At 71.5% G+C, this 25103-nt stretch carries 21 protein-coding genes, 1 tRNA gene and 5 pseudogenes; 16 read left to right on the forward strand and 11 right to left on the reverse strand.

Translation table 11 applies throughout. The features are described from left to right. Positions 1-100: 100 nt before the first annotated feature. The 4 genes and pseudogenes from Phou_RS03120 (at position 101) to Phou_RS03135 (ending at position 3830) form a co-directional block, all read left to right on the forward strand. Entirely contained in the window at positions 101-775 is a 675-nt protein-coding gene (locus Phou_RS03120; RefSeq protein WP_246273168.1) for a deazapurine DNA modification protein DpdA family protein, read from the forward strand. Then, positions 772-2336 (forward strand): annotated as a pseudogene (locus Phou_RS03125) (replication initiator). Before Phou_RS03120 ends, Phou_RS03125 begins: the two are co-directional and overlap by 4 nt. Before the next feature lie 70 nt (positions 2337-2406). Beyond that, on the forward strand, positions 2407-2631 hold the full coding sequence (locus tag Phou_RS03130; RefSeq protein ID WP_246273169.1) for a helix-turn-helix transcriptional regulator: 225 nt from the start codon (positions 2407-2409) through the stop codon (positions 2629-2631). Continuing rightward, positions 2628-3830, forward strand: a complete 1203-nt coding sequence (locus Phou_RS03135) for a tyrosine-type recombinase/integrase (RefSeq protein WP_371872072.1) — start codon at positions 2628-2630, stop codon at positions 3828-3830. The genes Phou_RS03130 and Phou_RS03135 overlap by 4 nt, the downstream gene beginning before the upstream one ends. A gap of 26 nt (positions 3831-3856) precedes the next feature. On the opposite strand, the gene Phou_RS03140 is transcribed toward Phou_RS03135, so the two are convergent. Continuing rightward, a tRNA-Pro gene (locus Phou_RS03140) sits at positions 3857-3930 on the reverse strand. Positions 3931-4080: 150 nt separating this feature from the next. Between Phou_RS03140 and Phou_RS03145 the strand changes: the two genes are divergently transcribed. Then, entirely contained in the window at positions 4081-4542 is a 462-nt protein-coding gene (locus tag Phou_RS03145) for an SRPBCC family protein (protein ID WP_173053375.1), read from the forward strand. 111 nt (positions 4543-4653) lie between these two features. Here Phou_RS03145 and der read toward each other — a convergent pair. Both der and cmk read right to left on the reverse strand, forming a co-directional pair. After that, positions 4654-6053 (reverse strand): annotated as a pseudogene (gene der, locus Phou_RS03150) (ribosome biogenesis GTPase Der). A gap of 25 nt (positions 6054-6078) precedes the next feature. Beyond that, complete coding sequence (gene cmk, locus Phou_RS03155) at positions 6079-6756, reverse strand: (d)CMP kinase (RefSeq protein WP_371872164.1); 678 nt, start codon at positions 6754-6756, stop codon at positions 6079-6081. Positions 6757-6967: 211 nt separating this feature from the next. Here cmk and Phou_RS03160 point away from each other — a divergent pair, with 211 nt between their 5' ends. The 10 genes and pseudogenes from Phou_RS03160 (at position 6968) to Phou_RS03195 (ending at position 13541) form a co-directional block, all read left to right on the forward strand. Continuing rightward, on the forward strand, positions 6968-8035 hold the full coding sequence (locus Phou_RS03160) for a hypothetical protein (protein ID WP_173053379.1): 1068 nt from the start codon (positions 6968-6970) through the stop codon (positions 8033-8035). 5 nt (positions 8036-8040) lie between these two features. Beyond that, complete coding sequence (locus Phou_RS03165) at positions 8041-8385, forward strand: tRNA-binding protein (protein ID WP_173053381.1); 345 nt, start codon at positions 8041-8043, stop codon at positions 8383-8385. Continuing rightward, positions 8375-9022: a hypothetical protein gene (locus Phou_RS03170; RefSeq protein ID WP_173053383.1), complete on the forward strand. Its 648-nt coding sequence runs from the start codon at positions 8375-8377 to the stop codon at positions 9020-9022. Before Phou_RS03165 ends, Phou_RS03170 begins: the two co-directional genes overlap by 11 nt. Positions 9023-9067: 45 nt before the next feature. Beyond that, positions 9068-10090, forward strand: a complete 1023-nt coding sequence (locus tag Phou_RS03175) for an ROK family protein (RefSeq protein WP_173053385.1) — start codon at positions 9068-9070, stop codon at positions 10088-10090. Positions 10091-10094: 4 nt separating this feature from the next. Beyond that, a complete protein-coding gene (locus Phou_RS03180) occupies positions 10095-10568 on the forward strand; it encodes a nucleoside deaminase (RefSeq protein ID WP_173053387.1) in 474 nt (157 codons plus the stop codon). After that, positions 10565-10963: pseudogene (locus tag Phou_RS55300) on the forward strand (LLM class flavin-dependent oxidoreductase); the annotation flags it as partial. The gene Phou_RS03180 and the pseudogene Phou_RS55300, both read left to right, overlap by 4 nt. 23 nt (positions 10964-10986) lie before the next feature. Next, entirely contained in the window at positions 10987-11340 is a 354-nt protein-coding gene (locus tag Phou_RS55305; protein WP_371872165.1) for an LLM class flavin-dependent oxidoreductase, read from the forward strand. Continuing rightward, positions 11244-11453, forward strand: coding sequence for a hypothetical protein (locus Phou_RS52135; protein ID WP_246273171.1), 210 nt, complete (start codon positions 11244-11246; stop codon positions 11451-11453). The genes Phou_RS55305 and Phou_RS52135 overlap by 97 nt, the downstream gene beginning before the upstream one ends. A 559-nt stretch (positions 11454-12012) precedes the next feature. Then, positions 12013-12312: a hypothetical protein gene (locus Phou_RS03190; RefSeq protein WP_173053389.1), complete on the forward strand. Its 300-nt coding sequence runs from the start codon at positions 12013-12015 to the stop codon at positions 12310-12312. Then, on the forward strand, positions 12309-13541 hold the full coding sequence (locus Phou_RS03195) for a magnesium transporter MgtE N-terminal domain-containing protein (RefSeq protein ID WP_173053392.1): 1233 nt from the start codon (positions 12309-12311) through the stop codon (positions 13539-13541). Before Phou_RS03190 ends, Phou_RS03195 begins: the two co-directional genes overlap by 4 nt. Before the next feature lie 68 nt (positions 13542-13609). Here the strand turns inward: Phou_RS03195 and Phou_RS03200 are convergent, their stop codons facing one another. The 6 genes and pseudogenes from Phou_RS03200 to ald all read right to left on the reverse strand — a co-directional run bounded on the left by Phou_RS03200 (position 13610) and on the right by ald (position 20944). Beyond that, positions 13610-14365 (reverse strand): pseudouridine synthase, encoded by a 756-nt coding sequence (locus tag Phou_RS03200; RefSeq protein WP_173053393.1) that lies wholly within the window; start codon positions 14363-14365, stop codon positions 13610-13612. Continuing rightward, positions 14352-15165, reverse strand: a pseudogene (scpB, locus tag Phou_RS03205) (SMC-Scp complex subunit ScpB). The gene Phou_RS03200 and the pseudogene scpB overlap by 14 nt, the downstream one beginning before the upstream one ends. A 1436-nt stretch (positions 15166-16601) precedes the next feature. After that, a pseudogene (locus Phou_RS03215) lies at positions 16602-17563 on the reverse strand (segregation and condensation protein A); the annotation flags it as partial. A 12-nt stretch (positions 17564-17575) separates the two neighbouring features. Next, positions 17576-18505, reverse strand: coding sequence for a ParA family protein (locus tag Phou_RS03220; RefSeq protein WP_173053397.1), 930 nt, complete (start codon positions 18503-18505; stop codon positions 17576-17578). Positions 18506-18902: 397 nt separating this feature from the next. After that, entirely contained in the window at positions 18903-19832 is a 930-nt protein-coding gene (locus Phou_RS03225) for a site-specific tyrosine recombinase XerD (RefSeq protein ID WP_178134970.1), read from the reverse strand. Then, positions 19829-20944 (reverse strand): alanine dehydrogenase, encoded by a 1116-nt coding sequence (ald, locus tag Phou_RS50585; protein WP_178134955.1) that lies wholly within the window; start codon positions 20942-20944, stop codon positions 19829-19831. Before ald ends, Phou_RS03225 begins: the two co-directional genes overlap by 4 nt. 355 nt (positions 20945-21299) lie before the next feature. Between ald and Phou_RS03230 the strand changes: the two genes are divergently transcribed. Beyond that, on the forward strand, positions 21300-21605 hold the full coding sequence (locus Phou_RS03230) for a TM2 domain-containing protein (protein WP_173053399.1): 306 nt from the start codon (positions 21300-21302) through the stop codon (positions 21603-21605). A gap of 1142 nt (positions 21606-22747) precedes the next feature. Here Phou_RS03230 and Phou_RS03235 read toward each other — a convergent pair. Further along, positions 22748-23314, reverse strand: a complete 567-nt coding sequence (locus Phou_RS03235) for an NUDIX domain-containing protein (protein ID WP_246273172.1) — start codon at positions 23312-23314, stop codon at positions 22748-22750. Next, positions 23311-25095 (reverse strand): CTP synthase, encoded by a 1785-nt coding sequence (gene pyrG / locus Phou_RS03240; protein WP_173053401.1) that lies wholly within the window; start codon positions 25093-25095, stop codon positions 23311-23313. The genes Phou_RS03235 and pyrG overlap by 4 nt, the downstream gene beginning before the upstream one ends. Positions 25096-25103: the final 8 nt, after the last annotated feature.

The following is a 25103-nucleotide window of genomic DNA, read 5'->3' on the forward strand; positions in this document are numbered from 1 at the left end:
CCCACTGGCTCAACCTGCCCACCGTCGCCGTGCCGCTGTTCATCTCCGACCGGCGGCTACGCCGCTACCGCACCCTGCCCGCGCGAACACGGTGTGGGCGTTGGACTCTGGCGGCTTCACCGAACTGCGGCGGCACGGTACCTGGGATCACGGCCCTACCCCCGCCACCTACGTCGCGCAGATCCGCCGCTACCGGGACCAGGTCGGCCGGCTGGCCTGGGCTGCTCCGCAGGACTGGATGTGCGAGCCACAGATCCTGGCCAAGACCGGCCTCACCATCGCCGCCCACCAGGACTACACCGTCGTCAACTACCTGCGGCTACGCGAGCTCGCGCCAGAGCTGCCCATCATCCCGGTGGTGCAGGGCTGGACGGTCGGCGACTACCTACGCTGCGTCGACCGGTACGCCACCTACGGCGTGGACCTCACCGGCGCTGGTCTGGTCGGTGTCGGCTCCATCTGCCGCCGCCAATCCACCAACCAAGTCAAGGAAATCCTGACCGCCCTACACCGGGCCGGCGTAACCCGGCTGCACGGCTTCGGCGTCAAAACCCTCGGCCTGGCCAAATACGCCGACCTACTCGCATCCGCCGACTCGATGGCCTGGAGCCGCGAGGCACGCAACCGCCCACCGCTACCCGGCTGCTCCCACAAAAACTGCGCCAACTGCCTGCGCTACGCCCTGCCCTGGCGCACCTACGTGACAGCCGCCATCGACCACGCGACCGCCCGCCCCGCCCTGTTCGGCCCGTCCCAGGCGGGGTGGGCCGCATGACCCTCCTCGCCGAACCCTCGACGCAGCCGACTCGGCCAGCTCACCCACCAGGCGCAGTTGACAGCAGCGTCCCGGCCTGGTGGTTCCGCTCACCCGACCAACACCTACAGACCCTGGCCCGCACCACCCGACCGGACTACCAAGACTGGCTCACCCACGTGCGCGGGGCCGCCGGATGCGTCCGGCCGATCCGGCTCGCCGGCGCCAGCCTCACCGTGGAGGCCGACACCGGCCGCGTCCTCGCCTCGGTCGATACGGCCGGCATGCCGGATGGGGTGATCTACAAGCCGTGCGGCAACCGCCGCGCCACCGTCTGCCCCACCTGCTCCAAGCGCTACCAACGCGACGCCTACCAACTCGTCCGCGCCGGCCTCGTCGGCGGCAAAGGCGTCCCCGAACACGTGGCCAGCCATCCGGCCGTCTTCCCGACCCTGACCGCTCCCTCGTTCGGCCTCGTGCACACCCGCCACGTCAAGCGGCACACGTGCCAGAGTCGGCGCCGGTGTGACTGCCGGGCCGAACCCTGCCACGCCCGCCGCGACCTCACAGTCTGCGCGCATGGCGCCCGGCTGGCCTGCTACGCCCGCCACGAAGACGGCGACCGGCAGCTCGGAACCGCGCTGTGCCCGGACTGCTACGACTACCCCGCCCAGGCCGTGTGGAACATGCAAGCCGGCGAGCTGTGGCGGCGCACCACGATCGCGGTCAACCGGCACCTACACCGGCTCACCCGTGCCCGGGTATCCCGGACGTGCTGGACTACCACGTCAGCGGTGGGAAGGTGCGGGTGCGTCGGCTGCCGCCGTTCCGGCTCTCCTTCGGCAAAGCCTCCGAAATGCAGCGACGCGGCGTCGTGCACTTCCACGCCATCGTCCGCATCGACGGCCGCGACCCCACTGACCCCACCCGCATCCTGCCGCCACCTGCCGGCCTGGACGCCGACGACCTCAAAGCGGCCATCGACCACGCCGCCCGCACCGTCGCGTTCACCACCGACCCGCACCCGACCCGCCCGGACGGTTGGCTTATCGGCTGGGGTGATCAGGTGCTGACCAAGGTCATCACGGTGAGCGGGCACGGGCAGATCACCGACGCGCAGGTCGCCGCGTACGTGGCCAAGTACGCCACCAAGTCCACCGAGGCGACTGGGCATACCTCGGCACGCCTGACTGACGAGACGGTCAACCTGTACGCGGACGGGGACGGCAGCCACACCGAACGACTCGTGGAAGCCTGCTGGCAACTCGGCGCCACACGCGACTGGCGACGACTACGCCGCTGGGCACACATGCTCGGCTTCGGCGGCCACTTCCTCACCAAATCCCGCCGCTACTCGATCACCTTCACCATCCTGCGCCAACAACGCCTCATCTACCGCCGCACCCAAACCACCGGACCCGAAACCCAAGCCGAGACAACGGCCCAGGACACGACGCTGGTGGTCAACTTCCTCCAATTCGTCGGCGCCGGATGGCACACCACCGCCGACGCCATGCTCGCCAACACCTCCGCCGCACTCGCCCGCGAACACGAACAAACCCCGGCCCCAGCAGCCGCCTAGGACCGAACCGCGTTCGCAAGAACACCGTCAAGCCAGCCTTGACGCCGAACCGACGATTGAGGAGCACCCCTTGACTACTGAGGTTGCCGACCCCTTCGGTGGTCTGATGACCACTGAGGAGCTGGCGCGACTGGTCAAAGTAGACCCGTCGACCGTCCGTCGCTGGCGCACGGCTGATCCCGTCCAGGGACCGCCGTTCATCCGGCTTTCGCCGCGTGTCGTGAAGTATGACCCGGCCGATGTCCGTACCTGGCTCAACCGGCACCGCACCGACCCGGCTGAGGTCGACCGGTGAGCACGTCGACTCCGCCCCTCGGCGTCAGTCTCTCGGCTGACGTCGAGGTGCGACCCGGCCGTCCGAAGCCCCACCGGGCCCGCGTGCGGTGGATCGACCCGGCCACAGGCCGGCGCACGTCCAAGTCCGAGTCCTTCGAAGAGCTCGAACAGGCTCAGGCGTGGCTCGACGCGATGCACCTCGCCGCGCAGGGCGGCGTGGACCCGCACGCCGCGACGATGCGGCTCGCCCAGTACGGCGACTCGGTGTGGACTCTCGCGATGCGCGGGCTGGAGGGCAAGACCCTCGACCCGTACTCGGCAGGGTGGCGCAAGCGTGTCGTCCCGACGCTGGGACACCTCCCCGTCCGGATGCTCACCAACGGCGCGGTCGACCGGGCGGTGCACAGCTGGATCGCGGACGGCTGTAGCCGCTCCACCGTCAAGAACAGTATTGCCGCGCTCGTCCGGGTGATGGAGCAGGCGGTGCGGGACGGCATCCGCGACCGCAACCCGGCAAGGCTCACCGGCTGGCAGCGGGACTATCAGCGGGCAGAGGACGAGCTGGACGACCCGCGTGCGCTCGCCCTGCCCGACTGGGCGGCGCTGACCACGCTCGCGGCGGCCCTGGTCGAGCGGTCCCATGGCCACTACCCGGGCTGGGGCGACGTGGTCACGTTCGCCGGCGGCACCGCCGCCCGGATCGGCGAGGTGTCCGGTGTCCGCAAGGGTGACATCGACCCCCGGACCTGGATTTGGACCGTCCGGCGGCAGACCACGACCGGGCCGGGCGGCCTGATCGACAAGGGCACCAAGGGCAAACGTGCCCGGGAAGTGCCGATCATTGAGGAGCTGCGGCCGATGGTCGCCGCCAAGCTCGACGCGGCCCCCGCGCCTGACAGTCGGCTGTTCGTCGGTCCCCGGGGCGGCCGGATCAGTACGGCTGTGCTGCGGGACGCTACTCACTGGGACGAGGTCGTCAACGCGCTCGGCTACGACTACCTACGCCGTCATGACCTGCGGCACACCGGCCTGACCTGGATGGCTGACGCGGGAGTGCTGACGCACGTCCTACAGAAGATCGCCGGACATGGATCGCTCACCACGACACAGCGCTACCTGCATCCGAATCGGCGCTCGATTACCGCTGCCGGGGAAGCGCTAACCAAGCACCTAAGTGCGATGCGGTCCCCAAATGGTCCCCGGGAGGCCGTCTCATGATCGCGAGAAACGGCCCCTCACCTGCGTCGGGACGGCCGGATTTGAACCGACGACCCCTTGACCCCCAGTCAAGTGCGCTACCAAACTGCGCCACGTCCCGTTGCCGTCGAACGTACACGCCCGCGGCAGCCGGTACAGCGTAGCGCAACCACCACGCCTCCGCGCACACGCCCCACCGTGGCCCCACTCGCGCGCGGACCATACGCAGGCGTACAGTCAGCCATACGCTTGCGTATGGAGGTATCCGACCATGCTGAATGTCCAGAGCCGCCACCTCCCCGTTCCCGCCGCCCAGGCCGCGGCCGCCCTCGATCGGCTCGTCGTGCTGTGGCCCGCGCCGCCGTGGCCGGCGCTCGAGCTGGATCGCGGCCTGGCCGTCGGCTCGCGCGGTGGGCACGGGCCGATCCGCTACCACGTCGCGGAGCGGGAGGCGGGGCGCGTCCGGTTCGCGTTCGATCGGCGGATCGGGCTGGTCGGCTATCACGAGTTGCTCGTGGAGCCGACCGGCGCGGAGAGCAGCCGCATCGTGGACACGCTCGCCGGGCGGGCGCGCGGGCGGATGCGTCTACTGTGGCCGGTCATGTTTCGCTGGCTGCACGAGGACTTGATGCACGACCTCTTCGACAACGTGCAACGAGATGTCACCGGCGACGAGGTCTCAGCGGCGCGCCATGGCCCCTGGACACGCCTCCTGGTGCAAAGGCGAGCCTAGGGCCGGAACGGGCGGGACCTGGGCGGGCTTCGCCGGCCCAGACGACGACCGGCGGCGCCGGGTCGCCGCCGGGATCCCGGCTCGCCTCGAAAAACTGGTGAAAACGCGACCCTAGCCGTGTGCCTTGCCGCGGCCGCCCGGACCGGTGCGCTTGCGCGGGCGTACCGACACCTCGACCGGACTGCCCTCGAACCCGAACTCCTCGCGCAGCTTGCGCTCCACGAACCTCTGGTAGCCCGCGTCCAGCGGCGCCGTCGTGAAGAGCACGAACCGCGGCGGGCCGGTGCCGGCCTGGGTGGCGAAGAGCACGCGCGGGGCGCGGCCGCCGCGTACCGGGTGGGGGTGGCCTGCACCAGGGCGGTCAGCCACTGGTTGAGCTGCCCGGTCGGCACGCGGGTCTCCCAGCTCTCCAGCGCGGTGCGCAGCGCGGGCGCGAGCTTGTCGACGGCGCGGCCGGTCTTGGCGGAGATGTTGACGCGCAGCGCCCAGGGGATGCGGCGCAGCTCGCGGTCGATCTCCTTGTCCAGGTAGTACCGGCGGTCGTCGTCGACCAGGTCCCACTTGTTGAACGCGATGACCAGCGCCCGCCCCGCCTCCACGACCATCGCGAGGATGCGCTGGTCCTGCTCGCTGATCGGCTCGCTGGCGTCGAGCAGCACGACGGCGACCTCGGCGGCCTCGATGGCGCCTGCGGTGCGGAGGCTGGCGTAGTACTCGGTGCCGCTGGCCCGCCCGGCCCGCTTGCGCAGGCCGGCGGTGTCGACCAGCTGCCACGTCTCGCCGCCGATCTGTACCAGGCTGTCGACCGGGTCCACAGTGGTGCCGGCGACCGAGTCGACGACCGCGCGCTCCTCCTTGGCCAGGCGGTTGAGGAGGCTGGACTTGCCGACGTTGGGGCGGCCGACGAGGGCGACGCGGCGGGGGCCGCGCTCGGTGGGTTCGGTGACCGGGGGCGGCTCGGGCAGCGCGTCGAGGACGGCGTCGAGCAGGTCGCCGGAGCCGCGGCCGTGCAGGGCGGAGACGGGGTACGGCTGGCCGAGGCCGAGTGACCACAGCCCGGCGGAGTCGAACTCGATGGCCTGGTTGTCGGCCTTGTTGGCGACCAGGAGCACCGGCTTGGCACTGCGGCGCAGCATCTTGACCGCGGCCTCGTCGACGTCGGTGGCGCCAACCATGCTGTCCACGACGAACAGCACCACGTCGGCGGTGGCGATCGCGGCTTCGGCCTGGGCGGCGATGGCGGCGGCGCGGTCCTTGGCGTCCGGCTCCCAGCCGCCGGTGTCGACGACGGTGAACTGGCGCCCGGACCACTGCGCGTCATACGGGATGCGGTCGCGGGTCACGCCGGGCGTGTCCTCGACGACCGCCTGGCGGCGGCCGATGATGCGGTTGACCAGGGTGGACTTGCCGACGTTTGGTCGGCCGACGACGGCCACGACCGGCACCGGGCCGGTCAGGGCCTCTTCGGCGGGGACAGCTTCCAAACTCACAGCACACCGCCGAAAAACCAGAGGGCCACAGGGCCGAACGAAGAGCTCACGCGACACCGCCGCGGGAACGGTCGAGCATGGCGCGCAAGCGGGTCACGACCTCGTCGATGCCGAGCTCGGTGGTGTCGAGCACCACCGCGTCGGCGGCTTGCTGCAACGGGTCGGCCGCGCGCGTCGAGTCGAGGCGGTCGCGGCGGTCGAGGTCGGCGGCGGTGGCGGACAGGTCGGCGGCGTTTTCCGCGCTGCGGCGGCGGGCACGGGCGTCGGCGGACGCCGTCAGGTACACCTTGAGGTCGGCATCGGGGGCGACCACCGTGCCGATGTCGCGGCCCTCGACCACGATGCGGCCGGCCGCCCCGATGATCTTGCGCTGCTGGGCGACGAGCAGCTGGCGCACCCACGGCACGGCCGCGACCGCGGACACCGCGCCGGTCACCTCGGGGCCGCGGATCTCGCGGTCGACCGGGCTGCCGCCCACCCGGGTGAACGGGTCGTCCGGGTCGGTGCCGATCTCCAGGTCGAGCTCACCGGCGACCTTGGCGACCGCCTCGGCGTCCTGCGGGTCGATGCCGGAGTCGAGCGCCGCCCAGGTCACGGCCCGGTACATCGCGCCGGTGTCCAGGTACTGCGCGCCAAGCGCCGCGGCGAGCCGGCGGGAGACGGTGGACTTTCCCGAACCGGACGGGCCGTCCACGGCCACCACACACCGCCCGGAACCCACCATCTGTGACACCCAATCCTCCATAGTTCGCTCGCTGAGCGCCGTCGTGGGCGGCCTCCGCGGGGGACGCTCGCTCACGCTGCCCCAACGCGCAGGACAACCAAAAGCCACCCTTAATCATGCCCGGTCGCCCGGACGCGCATGCCGGCAGCACCGGTCAGAGGGCTTCAGTGAGTACGCTGCAACGAAATCTGCCCCTGGGGAGGGTTACCGGATGCGGTCGGCGGTCGGGCTTTTCGTGCGCTCGCGGCGTCGGCAGATCGTCCTTGCCCTGCTGCTCGGGGTCGCGGGCGTCACACTGCTGGTCGCGGGCAAGGACGTCGCGGGGTACGGGCAGGAGATCCTGGTCAACCTCGGCGCGAGCCTGATCATGGTGGCGCTGTCGTTCGTCGTGTTCGACCCGATCTTCGAGGATATGCGGCGCAACGCGGTCGAGCAGCACCGCACGCTCAACCACGACCAGCTCGTCTCGCACATCGCGGCCGCGCAGACCGAGGTCGACATCCTGGAGACCTGGACCGGCCTGCTGGAGGAGCGCAACCGCGACCGCTTCCTTGCCGCGGTCACGCTCGCCCTGCGCAACGGGGTCGGGGTGCGCATCCTGCTGCTGGACCCGGAGTCGTCGGCGGCCGAGCAGCGGGCGGAGGAACTGCACCACACCCAGGTCCCAGTACTGATCATGGATAACCTGCGCCACCTGTACCACCTGCGCCGCGCCCTCGACCCCCTCACCGCCCGCCAGCTGCAGGTCCGCGTCTACGACGCCTCCCCCTCCATCCAGCTGTACCGGTGGGACGAGAAGGCCTACATCTCGTTCTTCCCGGTCGGCGTGCGGGCCTACGACGCGCGGCAGATCGAGGCCTTCATGTCCAGCCCGCTGGGCGAGTTCGTGGCCAGCCGCTTCGAGGAGCTGTGGACGGACGGCACGACGCGGCGCATGGAGGACTTCATGACGCTGTCGGTGACCGTGCGGCTCGACGCCGCCGAGCTGGCGACCAGCGAGGCGCACTTCATCCGCCTCGAGGAGGACTGGTTCGTCGACGGCTCGGCGCTGCTGGACCACCTGACCGACCACGGCGCGCGGCGGCTCAGCCTCGCGGTGGGCGGCGGGCCGGCAGCGGTGTTCGATCTGGTACGCCTCGACCTGCACGACGCCTCCCGCCGCGCGACCGTGGTGGCGCTCTTCGACGCCAAGTACGGCACCAGCCACGACAAGAAGGTCATCCTCCGCCTGGTGCCGCGCGCCGCCCAGAGCGAGGCTGGCCCGCCGCTGGCACACTGAGATCCGTGACGGACGAGCAGATCGAGTACCCCGACTTCGCCAAGGTGGAGATGCGGGCCGGCCGGATCCGCAAGGTCGAGGAGTTTCCGCGGGCGCGCACGCCCAGCTACAAGGTGCTCGTCGACTTCGGCCCGGAGGTGGGCGAGCGCTGGTCCAGCATGCAGGCGGCCAGTGACTACCGGGCCGAGGACCTGCTCGACACGCTCGTCGTCGGCGTGGTCAACATGCCGGAGAAAAACATCGCCGGCTTCAAGTCGCAGGCGCTCATCCTCGGCGTGCCGGCCGAGGACGGCGGCCTCTCCCTGCTCCGCCCGGACCGCGGCGCGCAGCCCGGTGGCCGTGTCTACTGAGCAGGCGACCCGCTCGCTCGCCGGCTTCTTCGAGCAGAGCTGGGAGCGGATCATCACGACCCGGCCGCCGGCCGTGCGGGCCCACCTGGAAGCCGAGCGTCGCCTCGCCGCGAGCCTGCTGGGCGGGTACACCGGCCTGGTCGAAGTCGGCTGCGCCGACGGCTCGCTGCTGCGCCCGGTGGCCCCGCCCGACTACCTGGGCATAGATCTTGCCGAGGGTGCCGTGGCGGCCACCCGGGCGGCCGGCGGCGCGGCGGTGCGCGCCGACGTGGTCGACCTCGGCAAGCTGTCGCTGCCCGGCCGGCCGCTGGTGGTCGGCTTCCCGTTCAACGTATTCGGCGACCTGCCCGAGCCCGGCCGTGCGCTCGACGTGGTGGCCGCGACCGGCGCGGACGCGCTCGTGCTCACTTACGACACCTCGGCCCGCGCGGCGGCCGTCCGCGCCGACTACTACCGCGCCTGCGGCCTCGAAGGGGACCTGGTCACCGACGACGAGGGGGTACATTTCACGGCCGCCCCGTTCACCTCGTCCGTGTACCACCGTCCGGTCCTGACCGCGTGGCTCGCGGCGCGCGGCTGGCGGGTCACCGTGCGTGCGTACGGCGCGGTCGGGCTCGCGTACCACGCCGAGCGCTGATCTTCTGCTCTTCCGCCGCCAGCGGATGTCCGTAGGATCATTCACGTGCGATCCATTGCGACTGGTGTCGTCGTCGGCCTGGACGTCGGCGGCACGGCGACGAATGCCACGGTGGTGGACGAGTCCGGCCGGTTTCTGGTGGACCGGCTCGTGGAGACGCCCAGCTGCGTGCTGGACGGCCCGGCCGCGGCGCTCGACGCCCTCACCCGCTCCGTCGACGTGGTGCTGGAGCTGACCGGCAATGACCGCGGCGCGGTGCGCGCGGTCGGCCTGGACACGCCCGGCCCGTCCAGCGCCGAGGGGGTGCTGTCCGCCAAGGGCGCGACCAACTTCGCGCTGCCGGAGTGGTACGGCTTCGACATCCGCACCGCCCTCGAACAGCGCCTCGACCTGCCGGTCGTCTACAACAACGACGGCAACGCGGCCGCCCTGTACGCGCACGTGGTCCACTTCGGCGCCGACTCGGCGCGCCGCTCCTCGATCTCCGCGATCGTCGGCACGGGGCTGGGCGGCGGCGTCATCGAGTCCGGCCAGGTCGTCAAGGGTGCGACCGGGATGGCCGGCGAGCTCGGGCACGTGCACATCCCGATGCACGGGCTGCTCGCCGACGGCCAGCCGGTGCCCGCCTGCAACTGCGGCTTCTCCGGCGACGTGGAGAGCGTCGCGTCGCTGACCGGCATCATGAAAAACCTGCTGCCGTACTGGCTGACCCGCTACCCCGACCACGAGCTGGCCACCCTGCCGATCAAGCAGGCGGCCAAGCTGGTCCGCGGCCTCGGCGAGCGCGGCGACCCGCTGGCCCGCGCCATCTTCGAGCAGCAGGCGGCGGCGCTGGGGCGCCTGTTCACGATCGCGGCCAACTTCACCGACCCGCACGCGTACTTCGTCGGCGGCGGTGTGGTCGAGGCCGCCCCCGACTTCCGCGACTGGTTCCTCGACCGGGTGCGGGAGCACACCCACCTGCGTGAGGAGCAGGCGAAGGCGACCACGTTCGCGCTGGTGCCCGACCTCGACATGGCCGGCGCGCGCGGCGCCGCACTCGCCGCGCTCGCCCCGTGGGTGGTCTGAGCGCATGGCGACCGTCGAAGAGCTCGCGGCCCGCGCGGTGCGGCTCGCCTCGGACAACGCCGCGGCCGGCCAGCTGCCGTTCGGCGCGCTTGTCGTGCGCGACGGCGAGGTGCTCGCCACCGGCGTCAACACCGCCCTGCGCGACCGCGACCCGGCCGCACACGCCGAGGTCACGGCCGTCCGCGCCGCCTGCGCCGCGGTCGGCGAGGTGCACGTCACCGGCGCGATCGTGGTGTCCAGCTGCGAGCCGTGCGCCATCTGCCACGCGGTCGCCGCCACCGCCGGCGTCGAGCGGATCTACTACGCCGCGCCCAAGGAGTGGGTGCCCGACCTCGGTTACCCGGCCCCGCCGGTGCATGGTGAGCTGCTGGTGAGCATGCAGCGACTGTTCCGCGAGGCGGCGCCCGACCAGATCGTCCACGTGCCCACCGAGGGTGCCGACGAGCCGTTCCGCCGCTATCTGGAAGGCCGCGCATGACGAAGCTGGGCGTGTTCGTCCCCAACTTCGGGCCGCACGCGACGCCCGACATCCTGCTCGGGTGGGTGCGGTTCGCCGAGTCGCACGGCTTCGAGCTGGCGATGGTCTCCGACCACGTGGCGCCCACACCGGACGTCACCGACCTGTACCCGTCGCCGTTCTACGACCCGTTCACGACGCTGGCGTGGCTGGGCGGGCTCACCGAGCGGCTGGAGCTGGGCACCACGGTCACGATCGTGCCGTACCGCCACCCGCTGCTCGTCGCGCGCATGGCCAACAACATCGACCAGTTCACCGGCGGCCGGTTCATCCTCGGCACCGGCGTGGGCTGGTCGGAGCCCGAGTTCGCCGCGGTCGGCGCGCCGTTCCGCGAGCGGGGCCGGATGACCGACGAGTACCTGACGGCCATCACCGACGCCTGGACCAACGACGTGGTCTCGCTGGACGGCCGCTACGTCCGGTACCGCGACGTCTCCACCGGCCCCCGCGCCGCCCGCGCCCCCACCCACCACTGTGGATCGGCGGCTGGGGCCCGGCGGCGGTGCGCCGCACGGTCCAGTTCGGCGACGCCTGGCACCCCAACCAGCTCGACATCGAACGCGTCCAGGCCACCCTGCCCGCCCTCCGCGAAGAGGCCGACCGCCAGGGCCGGCCGGTGCCCGCCTTCTGCCCCGGATGCGCGCCCAGCTCACCGACGGCAACCTGCTGGAGACCGGGCGCCCGTTCGGCCGCGGCAGCCTCCAACAGATCCGCGGCGACCTGGCCACGCTGATCGAGCTGGGCGCCGCCTACGTGGTGCTCGACCCCCTCGCCGACCGCCCGGACGACCGCGTCTCCCCCGAGCGCGACTGGGAGACGCTCGCCGCCGTCATCGCCGACCATTGACGGTGTGGGGCTTGGCCCGCGGACCCGGCAGCGGAGGCCGGGGAATTCGGCGAGCCCCGCGAGCCGCCGGCCGCAGCGGTGCCCGCGGGAGCATGCGGTCCGCAGCTGGCGCGGACGCGGGCAAATCTGCCTGAAGCACCTGGGTGTGAACCGGATCGACGTGTTCGACGTATAGCCGCTGTCCGCGGCCGCGGGCCGGCGTGGTGGGCTACGACGCCGGCTCCGCGGCCGCGGCCGCGTTCCTCGCCCTGGCGGTGCGACGTTTGCGCAGCTCAGAGCCGGCAGCGGGCGCACAAAACAGTGAGGTACTACTCCACTTCCGGTCACGAAAAAGAAAAATCCGCAAAGCACGGGGTCTTGGTTTCACAACCCGCCTGAGCTGGTAAATCGCCTCTCGTTGCGATCTTCGGGCGCACGTCGTAACCTCTATCTCGGTAGGACCATTGCGTCCTCCGCAAGCGCCCCAAGCCGGCTGGCTGGGGCGTTCTTCATTTCCGCACCCAATCTCAAGCCCTCGGCGCCTGTCGCCGAGGGCTTCGTCGTGTCAACGGAGGTAGGCGTGAACGGTCCCGGCCCCGGCGACCACTGGCTGTGGTTCGCCGCCATCGCGTTGATCGCATGGCTCGCCGCTGTGGCGGCGATCGTGCTGATCGTGCTGCTCCCAGCCAAGTGGGCGATCACTCGCGCGGCGCAGAAAGACATCCCTCGAATCATGGGCGGCATCCCGAACCTCCTCAGCAAAGCGACCCGGATCGCCGACTTGGCAACGGGCGGGCGCGGATCCGCGCGAACCGGTGGCGGTGACGGGATCGTCGGCGATCCGGGGGCGCAGCCCGACAGTGGAGGGAGGCAGCCGTGAAGCACTGGAGCGGCATCGACCCCACCGCGGACAGCGCGACCTCGGCCGAGCGGCTCGGGATGACCATGGAGCTGATCCTCCAGATCCTCGACAGCCTCGGGACGGACGTCGAACGCCAGGTCTATCTGTCCCACGTCGGGTTCGGCGTTCCGTTGGCGACACTCCGCATTCCCACCGGCCGGCCGTTGACAGAGCTTCGACGCATCGTGCGGACGGCCGACGCGTCGTCAGACCGGCTGCTGCGCCGGCTGGTCGAAGAGGTGGGCATCCTTTCGGTGTCGTCATCGCCGGACCTGGAAAAGCTCGCCCGCCGGCTCGGTGCGCTCACCGCCATCGCCTGCCGCACGTGTGGCGGGCCGGTGCGGCCGATGCCTCGGGGCCGCCCGCCCATCTACTGCTCCGACAGGTGCCGCCAGATCGCACACCGCCGCAGGCGAGCCGACCCCCGCCAGGCCCGCGAGCGCCTCGGCGTCACCGTCACCGTGGCGGTCGACGACCTGTCCGGCCTCACCGAAGCGGAGGTCGTGCGGCTACTGTCCGAGATTCCCGGTAGCCGCGCCGCCGACCTCCTTCTCCGCCTACCGTCACACCTTCACGTGCGTGTCCTCAACCGGCTCGCGCGCCCGCGACTGCTCGCCCTGCTACGCGAACTCCCGGCCGAACGCGCGGCTGCTCTGCTTCCCGGCCTCAGCCTGGCGACGGTGACCGGGTTTCTGACCGCGGCTGACCCGGCGGTCGCCGCACGTGTCCTGTCCCGCCTCGACGCCTCACAAGCGGCGCTGCTCCTGGCGTCCACCCGCTTGAACGAGACCGTACCCATCGTCGCCGCGCTGCCCCGACGCTTGGCGGGCGAGCTTCTGCCCTTGCTGTCGCAGCCGAACGCTGTCGTGTCGGCGATGGTTCCCGACCGCACGGAGATCGGCAGCGACCTGCTGTTCCACGTTTCCGAAGCGGTGGCGGTACAGCTGATCACAACGGTGCGGAGAAACATCGGCGGCGCGTTGCTGGACGCGATGAGCAGCCGGCGGGCGGCGACCTTGCTGTCGCGCGTCATGGACGCGACCGAAAACGACGAGACGGTGCTGGTGTGGGTCGCCGGGCGGCTGCTCGAATGGATGGACCCGGCGAAAGCCGTCCGTGCGCTGCACGCGATGCCGCCGCGCCGCGCCGCCGTTCTGCTCGAAGCCACCGACCGGGACAGCACGGTACGCCGCATGGCGCGGCGCTGATGCCTCGCTTGGTCTTCGGCGGTCTGGTCTATGTCGGCTGAGCCTTCGTCGGCTTGGGTTTCTTTGGCTCAGTCCTCGTCGGGTTGGTCCGCGGAGGATTGTTTCTCGACGGCGCGGAAGAGGGACGCGACCTCCGGGTTGGAGAGGCGCCGTGTGCGCCCCACCTTCAGGTCGCCGAGCTTGATCGGCCCGATCGCGGTGCGGATCAGGCGGGACACCGGATGGCCGGCCTCCTCCATCAGTCGCCGCACGATGTGGTTTCGTCCCTCGTGGAGCGTGATCTCCACCTGCGCGGTGCGGCCCAGCGTGTCGACGACCTTGAACGCGTCCACCTTCGCCGGCCCGTCCTCGAGCTCCACCCCGGCCAGCAGCCGGCGCCCGACCGCGCGCGGCAGGGGCCCCGCCACCTCGGCGAGGTAGGTCTTCGGCACGCCGTACGACGGGTGCATCAGCCGGTGCGCGAGCGTGCCGTCGTTGGTGAGCAGCAGCAGCCCTTCGCTGTCGGCGTCGAGGCGGCCGACGTGGTAGACCCGCTGCTCGACCGTACCCAGATAGTCCGAGATCGCCTCACGGCCGCGCTCGTCGGCCATGGTGGAGACGACGCCGCGCGGCTTGTTCATGGCCAGGTAGGCCAGCCGCGTGTCGGCGACCACCCGCTGCCCGTCGACGTAGATCTCCGCCGTCTCGGGGTCCACCTTGTCGCCGAGGCGGGCCACCCGCCCGTCGACCACCACACGCCCGCGCGCGATCAGGTCCTCGCTGGCTCGCCGCGACCCCACGCCGGCCGCGGCGAGGATCTTCTGGAGGCGCTCACTGGGCGGCATCCGCGACCTCTTCGACATCGTCAGGCAGGAACGGGGCGAGCGGCGGCAAGTCATTGATCGAGTTCATGCCGAGCTTTTCGAGGAACAAGGTGGTCGTCCGGTACAGGAACGCGCCCGACTCCGGCTCCGTGCCACATTCCTCCACCAAACCCCGGGACACCAGGGTACGGATGACGCCATCGCAGTTGACCCCCGGATCGCCGAGATGCGCGAACGGGTGACCGGCTGCTTGTACGCCACGACGGCGAGCGTCTCCAGGGCCGCCTGGGTCAGCCGCACCGACTGGCCGTCGAGGACGAAGCGTTCGACGTAGGGCGCGTACTCGGGGCGGGTGTAGAGCCGCCACCCGCCCGCGACCTTCCGCAGGTCAAACCCATGGCCGGCCGCCGTGTAACCCTCCGACACCGTGATGAGCGCGGCGCCGATGCGCTCGGTGGGCTGCTCCAGGATCTGCGCCAGGACGATCTCGGTGACCGGCTCGTCGACAACAAGCAGGATCGCTTCGAGCGCGCCTTTCAGCTCGGCGTCGTCGATGAGCGCGAGGGCAGACTGGTCTTCGACGGCCGCTTGCGGCTCGCCGCCCGGGCGCGCGGCGTCCGTGCTGGCGGCGGTTTGCTTGGCGTCCGCGGGCACGGGCGCCGCCGCGGCTGCTGGGGCGGCTTCGGCTGCTGGGTCGGCTTCGGCTTCGGGCTGGGCGGGGCACCGAGCGGTGTCGGGGTGTCGACCGGGGTGGGCTCGCGGTCCGACGGCAGCGCGGCATCGAGGGCCGGGACCTCCGCGGGTGAAGGCTCATCGCCCATGGAGGGTCCAGTGGTCGCGGCGGGCTCGGGTGTCGCCTGCGCGTCGCCGTCGGCCGCGGCCAGGTCGTCTGTCGCGGCTGGGTCGCCCGTCACAGCCTGCTCGCCCGTCGCGGCTGGGTCCTCCGTTGCGGCCTGGTCGTCGGCCACGGCTAGGTCGCTCGTCGCGGCCGGGTCGCCCGTCATGGCGTGGTCGCCCGTCATGGCCTGGTCGTCCTGCTCGCCCGTCGCGGCCTGCTCGCCCGTCGCGGCCTGGTCGCCCGTCGCGGCTGGGCCGCCCGTCGCGGCTGGGCCGCCCGTCGCGGCTGGGCCGCCCGTCGCGGCTGGGTCGGTTTCGATGGCGTGGTCGGGCTCGTCGGCCGGCTCGTCGTCCGTCCGGGCTGCGGTGTCCGGGTCGGACTCGGCGGTCGGGGCGGCGTCGGCGTCCGCGCCTGGCTCAGCGTCGGCGGGGACGTCCGTGTCTGGCTCGGCGGCCGAGGCGTCCGTGTCGGGCTCGGCGGCGGAGGCGTCCATGTCGGGCCCGGTCTCGGCGGACGAGTCGGGGGCTGCGAGCGGCTCAACAACCGCCGGCGACTCTGGGGCCGCCGCCGCCCCGTCCGCGACAGGTGGGGCGTGCGGCGCCGCCGCCAACTCCGTGTCGTCTGTCGACTCGCCGTCGACAGAGGATTCGGGCTCGCCGTCGATCGAGGGGGTCGGCTCGGGCTCGTCCACCGGCGCCGGCTCGGCGTCCGCAGCGGGCGCGCCCTCGGACGGGGGCTCAGTGTCAGCAGATGGCTCGGCGGTGGCAGGCGGCAGACCGTCTGCCGGGAGCTGGACGTCTCCGGCTGGATCAGCGCCTGGGGTCGGCGCACCGTTCGGGGCCTTGTCCGACGCAGCACCGACCCCCGGCGGTGGGGTCACACCCGCATCGTCGTCGTCCGCGGTCGGGGCGTCCACATCGGACGCAACGTCTGGCGTGGGACGCTCCCACGGCGGCACCCAGGCGGCGGCCTGGTCGGCGAGCGTTTCGCGCCGCTCGTCACCCGTCACTGCGGCTCCTTCACATCATCACCAGCATTGGAGCCCGCGATCTCCACTCCCGAAGCAGCATCCCCCGACGAAGCCGGGCCATCCGAAGCCTCAGCATCCGACGAAGAGAGCGAGGACGAAGTCACACCGTCCGACGCATCCGGGCCATCCGAAACTTCAGCATCCGACGACGTGGGCGAGGACGAAGCCACACCGTCCGACGCACCCAGGCCCGAGTCATCCGAAGCCACAACACCCGACGAAGAGAGCGAGGACGGCAAAGCCACAGCATCCGACGAAGAGAGCGAGGTCGGCAAAGCCGCACTGTCCGACGGCGGCGACGAAGGCTCGGCGTCCGACGAGGGCGAAGCCGCAGCACCCGACGGCAAGGACGAGGACGACGAAGCAGCCACAGCATCCGACGAAGCGAGCGAGGACGGCAAAGCCGCAGCGTCCGACAGAGAGGGCGGGGACGACGAAGCCGCGCCATCAGACGGCGACGGACCAGCCTCCGCGTCCGACTCGGAGGGCGAGGAGGACGGCGCGGCGGCCGCGTCCGGGGACCCGGCGTACTCGTCGATCTCCAGATCGCCGCCCACATCGTCACCCCCGGTCCAGCGGACCGTCAGCTCCCCCAGCGCCTGCACCTGGGCGAAGCCCACCAAGCCCTCGCGATAAAGCTCCAGCAGCGCCAGGAAGCGCGCGACCACCTCCAGCGTCGACTGGCAGTCGGCGCACAGCACGCGGAACGTCGCGGTCCCCGCCACCCGCAGCCGGTCGCGGAGCAAGGCGGCGTGCTCGCGGACGCTGACCTTGACGTCGTGTACGTGGGCGATCGAGACCACCGGCACCGGCTTGGGGGTGAGGGCCTTGATCGCGAGGCGGAGGAGGCGTTCGGGGCCGATGCCGAGCACGAGGTCGGGCAGGGCGTCGGCGTAGCGGGGTTCGAGCGCCACCGCGCGCGGGTAGCGGCGGGCGCCGGCGGTCTCCATCACCGCGATGTGCGCGGCGGCCTCCTTGAACGCCTTGTACTGCAGCAGCCGCGCGAACAGCAGGTCGCGCGCCTCCAGCAGCGCCAGGTCTTCCTCGTCCTCGACCTGGGCGGCCGGCAGCAGGCGGGCGGCCTTGAGGTCGAGCAGGGTGGCGGCGATGATGAGGAACTCGCTGGCCTCGTCCAGGTCCCAGTCGTCGCCCATCCCCGGATGTACGCGATGAACTCGTCGGTGACCTTGTGCAGCGCCACCTCGGTCACGTCCAGCTTGTGCTTGCCGATCAGCTGGAGGAGCAGGTCGAAGGGCCCGGTGAAGTTTTCCAGCCGCACGGTGAACTTCCCGTTGGGAACTTCACTGACCGGCTCGTCCACCACCTGACCGTATTCCACGGTCGACGTCATCGCCTCGGGAGGTTACCTCTCCGCCTGTGCGGCGATGACCTCGCGGGCCAGCTGCCGGTAGTTGCGCGCGCCCGACGAGGCCGGGTCGAGCGTCGTGATCGGTGCGCCGGCCACCGTCGACTCGGGGAACTTGACCGTCTTGGTGATCACGGTCTGGTACACCTTGTCGCCGAACGCCTCGACCACACGCTGCAGCACCTGGCGGCAGTGGGTGGTGCGGCTGTCGTACATGGTGGCGAGGATGCCCTCGAGCTCCAGGTCGAAGTTGAGCCGCTCGCGCACCTTGTCGATCGTGTCGAGCAGCAGCGCCACGCCGCGCAGGCTGAAGAACTCGCACTCCAGCGGGATCAGCACGCCGTGCGACACGGTGAGCGCGTTGATGGCGAGCAGGCCGAGCGAGGGCTGGCAGTCGATGAGGATGTAGTCGTACTCCTTGCGCACCGACCGCAGCACCCGCGCGAGCGCCATCTCCCGCGCGACCTCGTTGACCAGCTGGATCTCGGCGGCGGAGAGGTCGATGTTGGCCGGCAGCAGGTGGAGGCCGGCCACGTCGGTCTTGATGAGCACGTCCTCGGCGGTCACGTCGTCCTGCATGAGCAGGTTGTAGACGGACAGGTCGAGGTTGTGCGGGTTGACGCCGAGGCCGACGGAGAGCGCGCCCTGCGGGTCGAAGTCGACGAGCAGCACCTTGCGCCCGTACTCAGCCAGTGCCGCGCCCAGGTTGATCGTGCTGGTCGTCTTGCCGACGCCGCCCTTCTGGTTGGCCAGCGCGATGATGCGCGCGGGGCCGTGGCGGTCGGCGGGCATGGGCTCGGGGATGGGCCGGCGCATCGTGTACGCCGCGGGGTCGGCTGGACCAAGCTCGGCGCCCAGGTCCATCGCGTGCTGTTCCGCGCGCAGCGTCGAGGTCCACGACTCGACCCGCTCACCGTTACCAGCCATGGCCTTGTGCGCCCCTCCCGACGACTGCTCGGCGCCGGAGCCGACCGAACCCCCGCTGCGCCGCCACACGAGCCCAGGGCCGTTGCCCGACTGTACGCCACGTCCCTGCTCAGGCTGGGGCGACACTCCGGCCATGGGCGGCCGCTCCACACTAACCAACGCGCGGCCGCAGTGGTGGAAACGGCCACGGTGGCGCTCGGCACGATAGCAAGGGGCGCATGCGACATCACCCTGCGCACCGGTTCCGGCACCCGGAGAGCAAGCGACCCCCTCCAATGGATGGAGGGGGTCAGCCGTCGCCGCTCATTGTTTGCGGGAATGACTGAGCGGTGACTCAGTTTAGCCCGCGGCACGCACCGCAGTGCACCCGCGACACCAGCGCAAACGTTAAGCCCGCTCACCGTGCCCGCGGATGCGCCGTGGCGTACACCTCGCGCAGCCGTTCGACCGTCACCAATGTGTACACCTGGGTCGTGGTCACCGACGCGTGGCCGAGCAGCTCCTGCACGACCCGCACGTCGGCGCCGCCGTCCAGCAGGTGCGTGGCGTACGAATGACGGAGCGTGTGCGGCGACACCGCCCGCGCCCCCTCGACCGGCAGTCCCGCGCGGCCGGCGGTGCGGTGCAGGATCGTCCACGCGCTCTGGCGGGACAGCGGCCCGCCGCGGGAGTTCAGGAAGACTTTGGGCGTGCCCCGCCCGGCCGCGGCCAGTTCGATCCGCGCCCCGCCGAGGTAGGCGCGCAGCGCGGTGCACGCGTACCCGCCCATCGGCACCAGCCGCGTGCGACCGCCCTTGCCGTGCAGCAGCGCGGTCCCCTCGTCGAGGTCGAGGTCGTCCACGGCGGCGCCGACCGCCTCGGAGATGCGCGCCCCGGTGCCGTACAGGAACTCCAGGAGCGCGCGGTCGCGTACCTCCAATGCGCTGGCCTCGCCCGCGGCCGCGAGCAACCGTTCCACATCGGACACGTCGAGCGCCTTGGGCAGCCGGCGGGGCGGGACCGGCGGGCGGACGTCGCGGCTCACGTCGTCGGCCACCAGGCCCTCGCGCACCGCGAAGCGGTGCAGGCCGCGCACCGCGCTGGTCGCGCGCGCCGCGGAGGCCGCGGACAGTGGCGGGTGGTCGGCGTCGCCGCCGCGCAGGGTGGCGACGTAGCCGGTGACGTGGGCGGGCGTGACCGACGCCAGGTCGGTCACGCCACCCGCGGCCAAGGTGGTCGCGTAGCGGTCCAGGTCCCGCCGGTACGAGGTGAGCGTGTTCACGGACAGCCCACGCTCCACCGTGAGGTGGTCCAGGTAGGTCCGCACCGCTTTGACCAGCGCCGTTATGCGAGTACCTCCTCCAGCGGCACCGACGCCATCCCGTGCGCCTCGGCCACCGGGCCGTAGGTCACGTGGCCGTCGTGCGTGTTGAGGCCGAGCGCGAGCGCCGGGTCGCGCCGCAGCGCCTCGCGCCAGCCGTGGTTGGCCAGCTCCAGCGCGTAGGGCAGGGTGACGTTGGTCAGCGCGTACGTGCTGGTGTGCGGCACCGCGCCGGGCATGTTGGCCACGCAGTAGAAGACCGAGTCGTGCACCTTGTACACCGGGTCGGCGTGCGTGGTCGGCCGCGAGTCCTCGAAGCAGCCGCCCTGGTCGATGGAGATGTCGACAAGCACGCTGCCGGGCTTCATGCGCGAGACGAGCTCGTTGGAGATGAGCGTGGGTGCCTTCGCGCCGGGCACGAGCACCGCGCCGATGACCAGGTCGGCGTCGAGGACCGCGCGCTCCACCTCGTAGGCGTTGGAGGCCACCGTCTGCAGGTGCCCCTGGTAGATCGCGTCGGCCTGGCGCAGCTTGTTGATGTTGCGGTCGAGCAGCAGCACCTCGGCCTGCATGCCGAGCGCGATGGCCGCCGCGTTCATGCCGGAGACGCCGGCGCCGATGACCACGACCTTCGCCGCGTACACGCCGGAGACGCCACCCATCAGCACCCCCCGGCCGCCGCCCTGGCGCATCAGGTGGTACGCCCCCACCTGCGGCGCGAGCCGTCCCGCCACCTCGGACATCGGCGCGAGCAGCGGGAGGGCGCGGTCGGCGGTCTCGACCGTCTCGTACGCGATGCCGGTCACCTTGCGGTCCAGCAGCGCGTCGGTGCACTCCTTGGAGGCCGCGAGGTGCAGGTACGTGAACAGCACCTGCCCCGCCCGCATGCGGTGGTGCTCCTCGGCGATCGGCTCCTTGACCTTCAGCACCAGCTCCGCGGTGCCCCACACGTCGTCCGCCGTGGGCAGGATCCGCGCGCCCGCCGCCGCGAACTCGTCGTCGGTGATGGAGGACCCGAGGCCGGCGCCGGATTCGACGTAGACCTCGTGGCCAGCGCGGGCGAACTCGTTGACGCCCGCTGGGGTGATCGCCACGCGGTACTCGTGGTTTTTCACCTCGCGTGGGATTCCGACCTTCACGATGCCAGTACCTTTCCCCGGGGCGGCGCCCCCGGGCTATGGCCGCGACGGCCCCATTGCCGCCGCGATCCCGCGCCGCTGTCACGCTCTGTCGCTTTACCCTCGGACGCCCTCCAGACTCCGGCACCCGGCCGGCGCGCGGCCCGCCGCTGGTGACGGCCGGCGCCGCCGACGGCGGCAGTCTAGGGCCGGACCGTTTCCGGGATCAGGCGACATGATGACAGCCGGTGAATACCCAAGCTGACGAACTGTCAGCCGCCGGCACTACCCGATCGGACACAATTCTCAGCCTACCGTCTCACAGAGTGGACCCTGCTCCCGACACATTCGGCTTGGATCACTATGGTGGCGCCTCATGACCACTCCTCCGTACCAGCCGCAATACCCCGAGCAGCCGCAGTACGGCCAGCCGCAGCAGTACGGCCAGCCCGGCGTCGTTTACTCGGACAAGAGCAAGCTCGTCGCCGGCCTGCTCGGCATCTTCCTTGGCACCTTCGGCGTCGGCCGCTTCTACACGGGCCACACCGGCCTCGCCGTCGGCCAGCTCCTGGTCGGCGTCCTCACCTGTGGCCTGGGCGGCCTGTGGGGCCTGATCGACGGCATCCTCATCCTGGTCAACGGGGGCACCGACGCCCAGGGCCGCGTGCTCCGCGACAGCTGACCAACCCGCCCATCCTCAAGAGCCGCCGGCCTTCGCGGGCCGGCGGCTCTGCGTCGTGCGGCTTTGAGCTACCGCGGCGTCCGCCGTGGTCCAGACCGTTGCTCCCGCGGCCTCACCGCCCGCACCGGGTCACGGTCCACCCCACCGCCTGCGGCGAGCCCGGGCCGGGTCGGCGAGTGCGCCGCCTCCCCCGGGCCAGCGCGCCGCGCAGGTGGGCCCGGCCACCGGCGCCGCGTTCCGAGCCCGCCCCGCGAGGTCGGTGCTGAGCGCGACCTTGGGCGGGGTTCCCGGTCGCGGGGACGCTCTCAAGCTGGGCGCACCAATGCGCCCACCCGGCGACGCGCCCGCAACTGCTGACGCCAACCCGCTCCGAAGAAAGATCCCGACAACCGGGCTGACCGAGCCGATCCGGGCGTCCAGCCCGATGCCTGCCGGCCACAGATCTTGGAGCCGTAACCGCCCGGGCCGCACGTGTCGGCGGACCGTCCTCGAACGCGTCAAGGCCACGGTTCGCGTCTCGTGCCGGCGGCTGAGCTCCTTGATCGGCGCGAAGCATCCAGGCCGCGAGCGAGCGAATACGGGACGAGTGGTTACCGGGTTCGGTGCGACACCCCTCTCCCGCCGCGGTTGGTCGCACGCCACCCGAGCCGATCCAGGGCGCAGCCACGACCGGTGGCTGGCACTGGTCGGGATCGCGCTCAAATACGTGGCCGCGTGCGCTGCTGGACGGGATGAAGGTGGCCGGTGCCGGTGGAGCAGTGGCTGCGGTCTTCGCCTGCCGACCGCAGGGCTAACAGCAAACGACCCGGGGCCATGCGGGCGGCGTCGTTGCGCCCGGAGCGCCGGGTCGGCATGTCGATGCGCCATGATCGGACGTCCGGCCTGCGGATCGTGGACTTCTGCTGCCCCTCCAGGGGCAGTAAACGACCACGATCTCAAGCGTCGCGTGAGGGCTGGACACCGATCATGGGGAACTGGCGGCAAGAGCGGGCGAAACGGGTGGCGGGCGCCTAAGGGCTTGATGCGCGGAGTCGGCAGCGGAGGTCGGGGGTCTCGGCGAGCCCCGCGAGCCGCCGACCTCCGCGTTGCCCGCGGGAGCAAACGGTCCGCAAGTGGCGCGGACCGGGGCATATCACTCTGAATCAGGTGGTCGGCGCGGAGAGCACGTGGGCGGCGGCGAAGATGCCGGCGACGGTCGGGCCGTTGGTGATCTCGCCGGCCAGGGCCATCGACATCGCCTCGGCCAGCGGGAAGCGGCGCACCTGCAGCTCCGCCTCCTCGTCGTGCCGCTCGAAGCCGGACGCGGGCGCGGGCCGCAGGTCGCGGGCGAGGAAGAGGCGGATGCGCTCGTTGGAGCAGCCCGGCGTCGTGTGCAGGTCGAGCAGGTGGTCCAGCCGCCCGGCCGCCAGGTCGGTCTCCTCGGCCAGCTCGCGGGCGGCCACCTCCGGCGCCGGCTCCCCCGGCACGTCGGCCAGGCCGGCGGGGATCTCCCAGATGTGGTTGCGGACCGCGTGCCGGTACTGGCGGATCAGCACCACCTGCCCGTCGCCGTCCACGGCGACCACGCCGACCGCGCCGACGTGCTGCAGGTAGTCGCGCTCGACCACCGTGCCGCCCGGCATCAGCACCTCGTCGGTGACCACCCGGAAGACCGGGCCGCGGTACCGCTCGTGCTGTGCCCGGACCTCGTACGTGTGCGCGGCGGTCACGACTTGGCGGCTGTGGTGGCGGGCTTGGCGGGTGCGGTCGAGCCCGTGCCCGTGCCCGAGCGCGTGTTGCGCGGGGCGCGCGCCGCGGCGGGTGCCGGTGCCGGCTCCATCTCGACCGGGAGCTGGTCGGCCTGCGAGTAGGTCACGGCGGCCTTCACGAACGCGGCGAACAGCGGGTGCGGGCGGGTCGGCCGGCTCTTGAGCTCCGGGTGCGCCTGGGTGGCCACGAAGAACGGGTGCAGGGCCGGGTCCAGCTCCACGAACTCGACAAGCCGCCCGTCGGGCGAGGTACCGGAGATGCGCAGCCCCGCCTTGGTGAGGGCCTCGCGGTAGGCGTTGTTGACCTCGTAGCGGTGGCGGTGGCGCTCGCTGACCTCGTCGGTGCCGTACGCCTCGCCGACGATCGAGCCCTCGGCCAGCTGCGCCGGGTAGGCGCCCAGCCGCATCGTGCCGCCCAGGTCGCCCTTGCCGGCCACGATGTCCTCCTGGTCGGCCATGGTGGCGATGACCGGGTGCTTGGCCTGCTCGTCGAACTCCAGCGAGTTTGCGCCGTCGAGCGCGGCCAGGTGGCGGGCCACCTCGATGGTCATGCACTGCAGGCCGAGGCAGAGGCCGAGGATCGGGATGCCGTTCTCCCGCGCGTACCGGCTGGCTCCGATCTTGCCCTCGATGCCGCGCACGCCGAAGCCGCCGGGGATAACGATGCCGTCGACGCCGGCCAGCGCCGCCGCAGCGCCGGAGGGGCTCACGCAGTCGTCGCTGGGCACCCAGCGCAGCAGCACCCGCGCGCGGTGGCCGAAGCCGGCGGCGCGGATGGCCTCGCTGACCGAGAGGTACGCGTCGGGCAGGTCGACGTACTTGCCGACGATCGCGACGGTGATCGTGTGGTGCGGGTGGTGCACGCGCTGCAGCAGGTCGTCCCAGCTGGCCCAGTCGACGTCGCGGAAGGAGAGGTTGAGGCGGCGCACCACGTACGCGTCGAGGCCCTCGCGGTGCAGCACCTTGGGGATGTCGTAGATGCTCGGCGCGTCCGGCGCGGCGATCACGGCTTCGCGGTCGACGTCACAGTAGAGCGAGAGCTTGTGCTTGAGCTTGTCCGGGATCTCGCGGTCGGAGCGGCAGACGATCGCGTCCGGCTGGATACCGATGTTGCGCAGCTGGGCGACCGAGTGCTGGGTCGGCTTGGTCTTCAGCTCGCCGGACGGCGCGAGGTACGGCACGAGCGACACGTGCAGGTAGAAGCAGTTGTCCCGGCCGATCTCGTGGCGCACCTGGCGGATCGCCTCCAGGAACGGCAGCGACTCGATGTCGCCGACCGTGCCGCCCACCTCGGTGATCACCACGTCGGGGGTGCGGCCGTCCTCGTCGGGGGCGGCCATCGCGCGGATGCGGGCCTTGATCTCGTTGGTGATGTGCGGGATGACCTGCACGGTGTCACCGAGGTACTCGCCGCGCCGCTCCTTGGCGATCACGGCCGAGTAGATCTGGCCGGTGGTCACGTTCGCCTTGCCGGAAAGGTCCCGGTCGAGGAAGCGCTCGTAGTGACCGACGTCGAGGTCGGTCTCGGCGCCGTCGTCGGTGACGAAGACCTCGCCGTGCTGGAACGGGTTCATCGTGCCGGGGTCGACGTTCAGGTACGGGTCCAGTTTCTGCATCACCACGCGCAGCCCGCGGGCCGTGAGCAGGTTTCCGAGGCTGGAGGCGGTGAGGCCCTTGCCAAGCGAGGAGGCGACGCCCCCCGTGACGAAAATGTGCCTGGTCGTCCGTGCTGAAGGGGCCAAGGCCTGCT

This window comes from Phytohabitans houttuyneae (assembly GCF_011764425.1).
Classification (GTDB): domain Bacteria; phylum Actinomycetota; class Actinomycetes; order Mycobacteriales; family Micromonosporaceae; genus Phytohabitans; species Phytohabitans houttuyneae.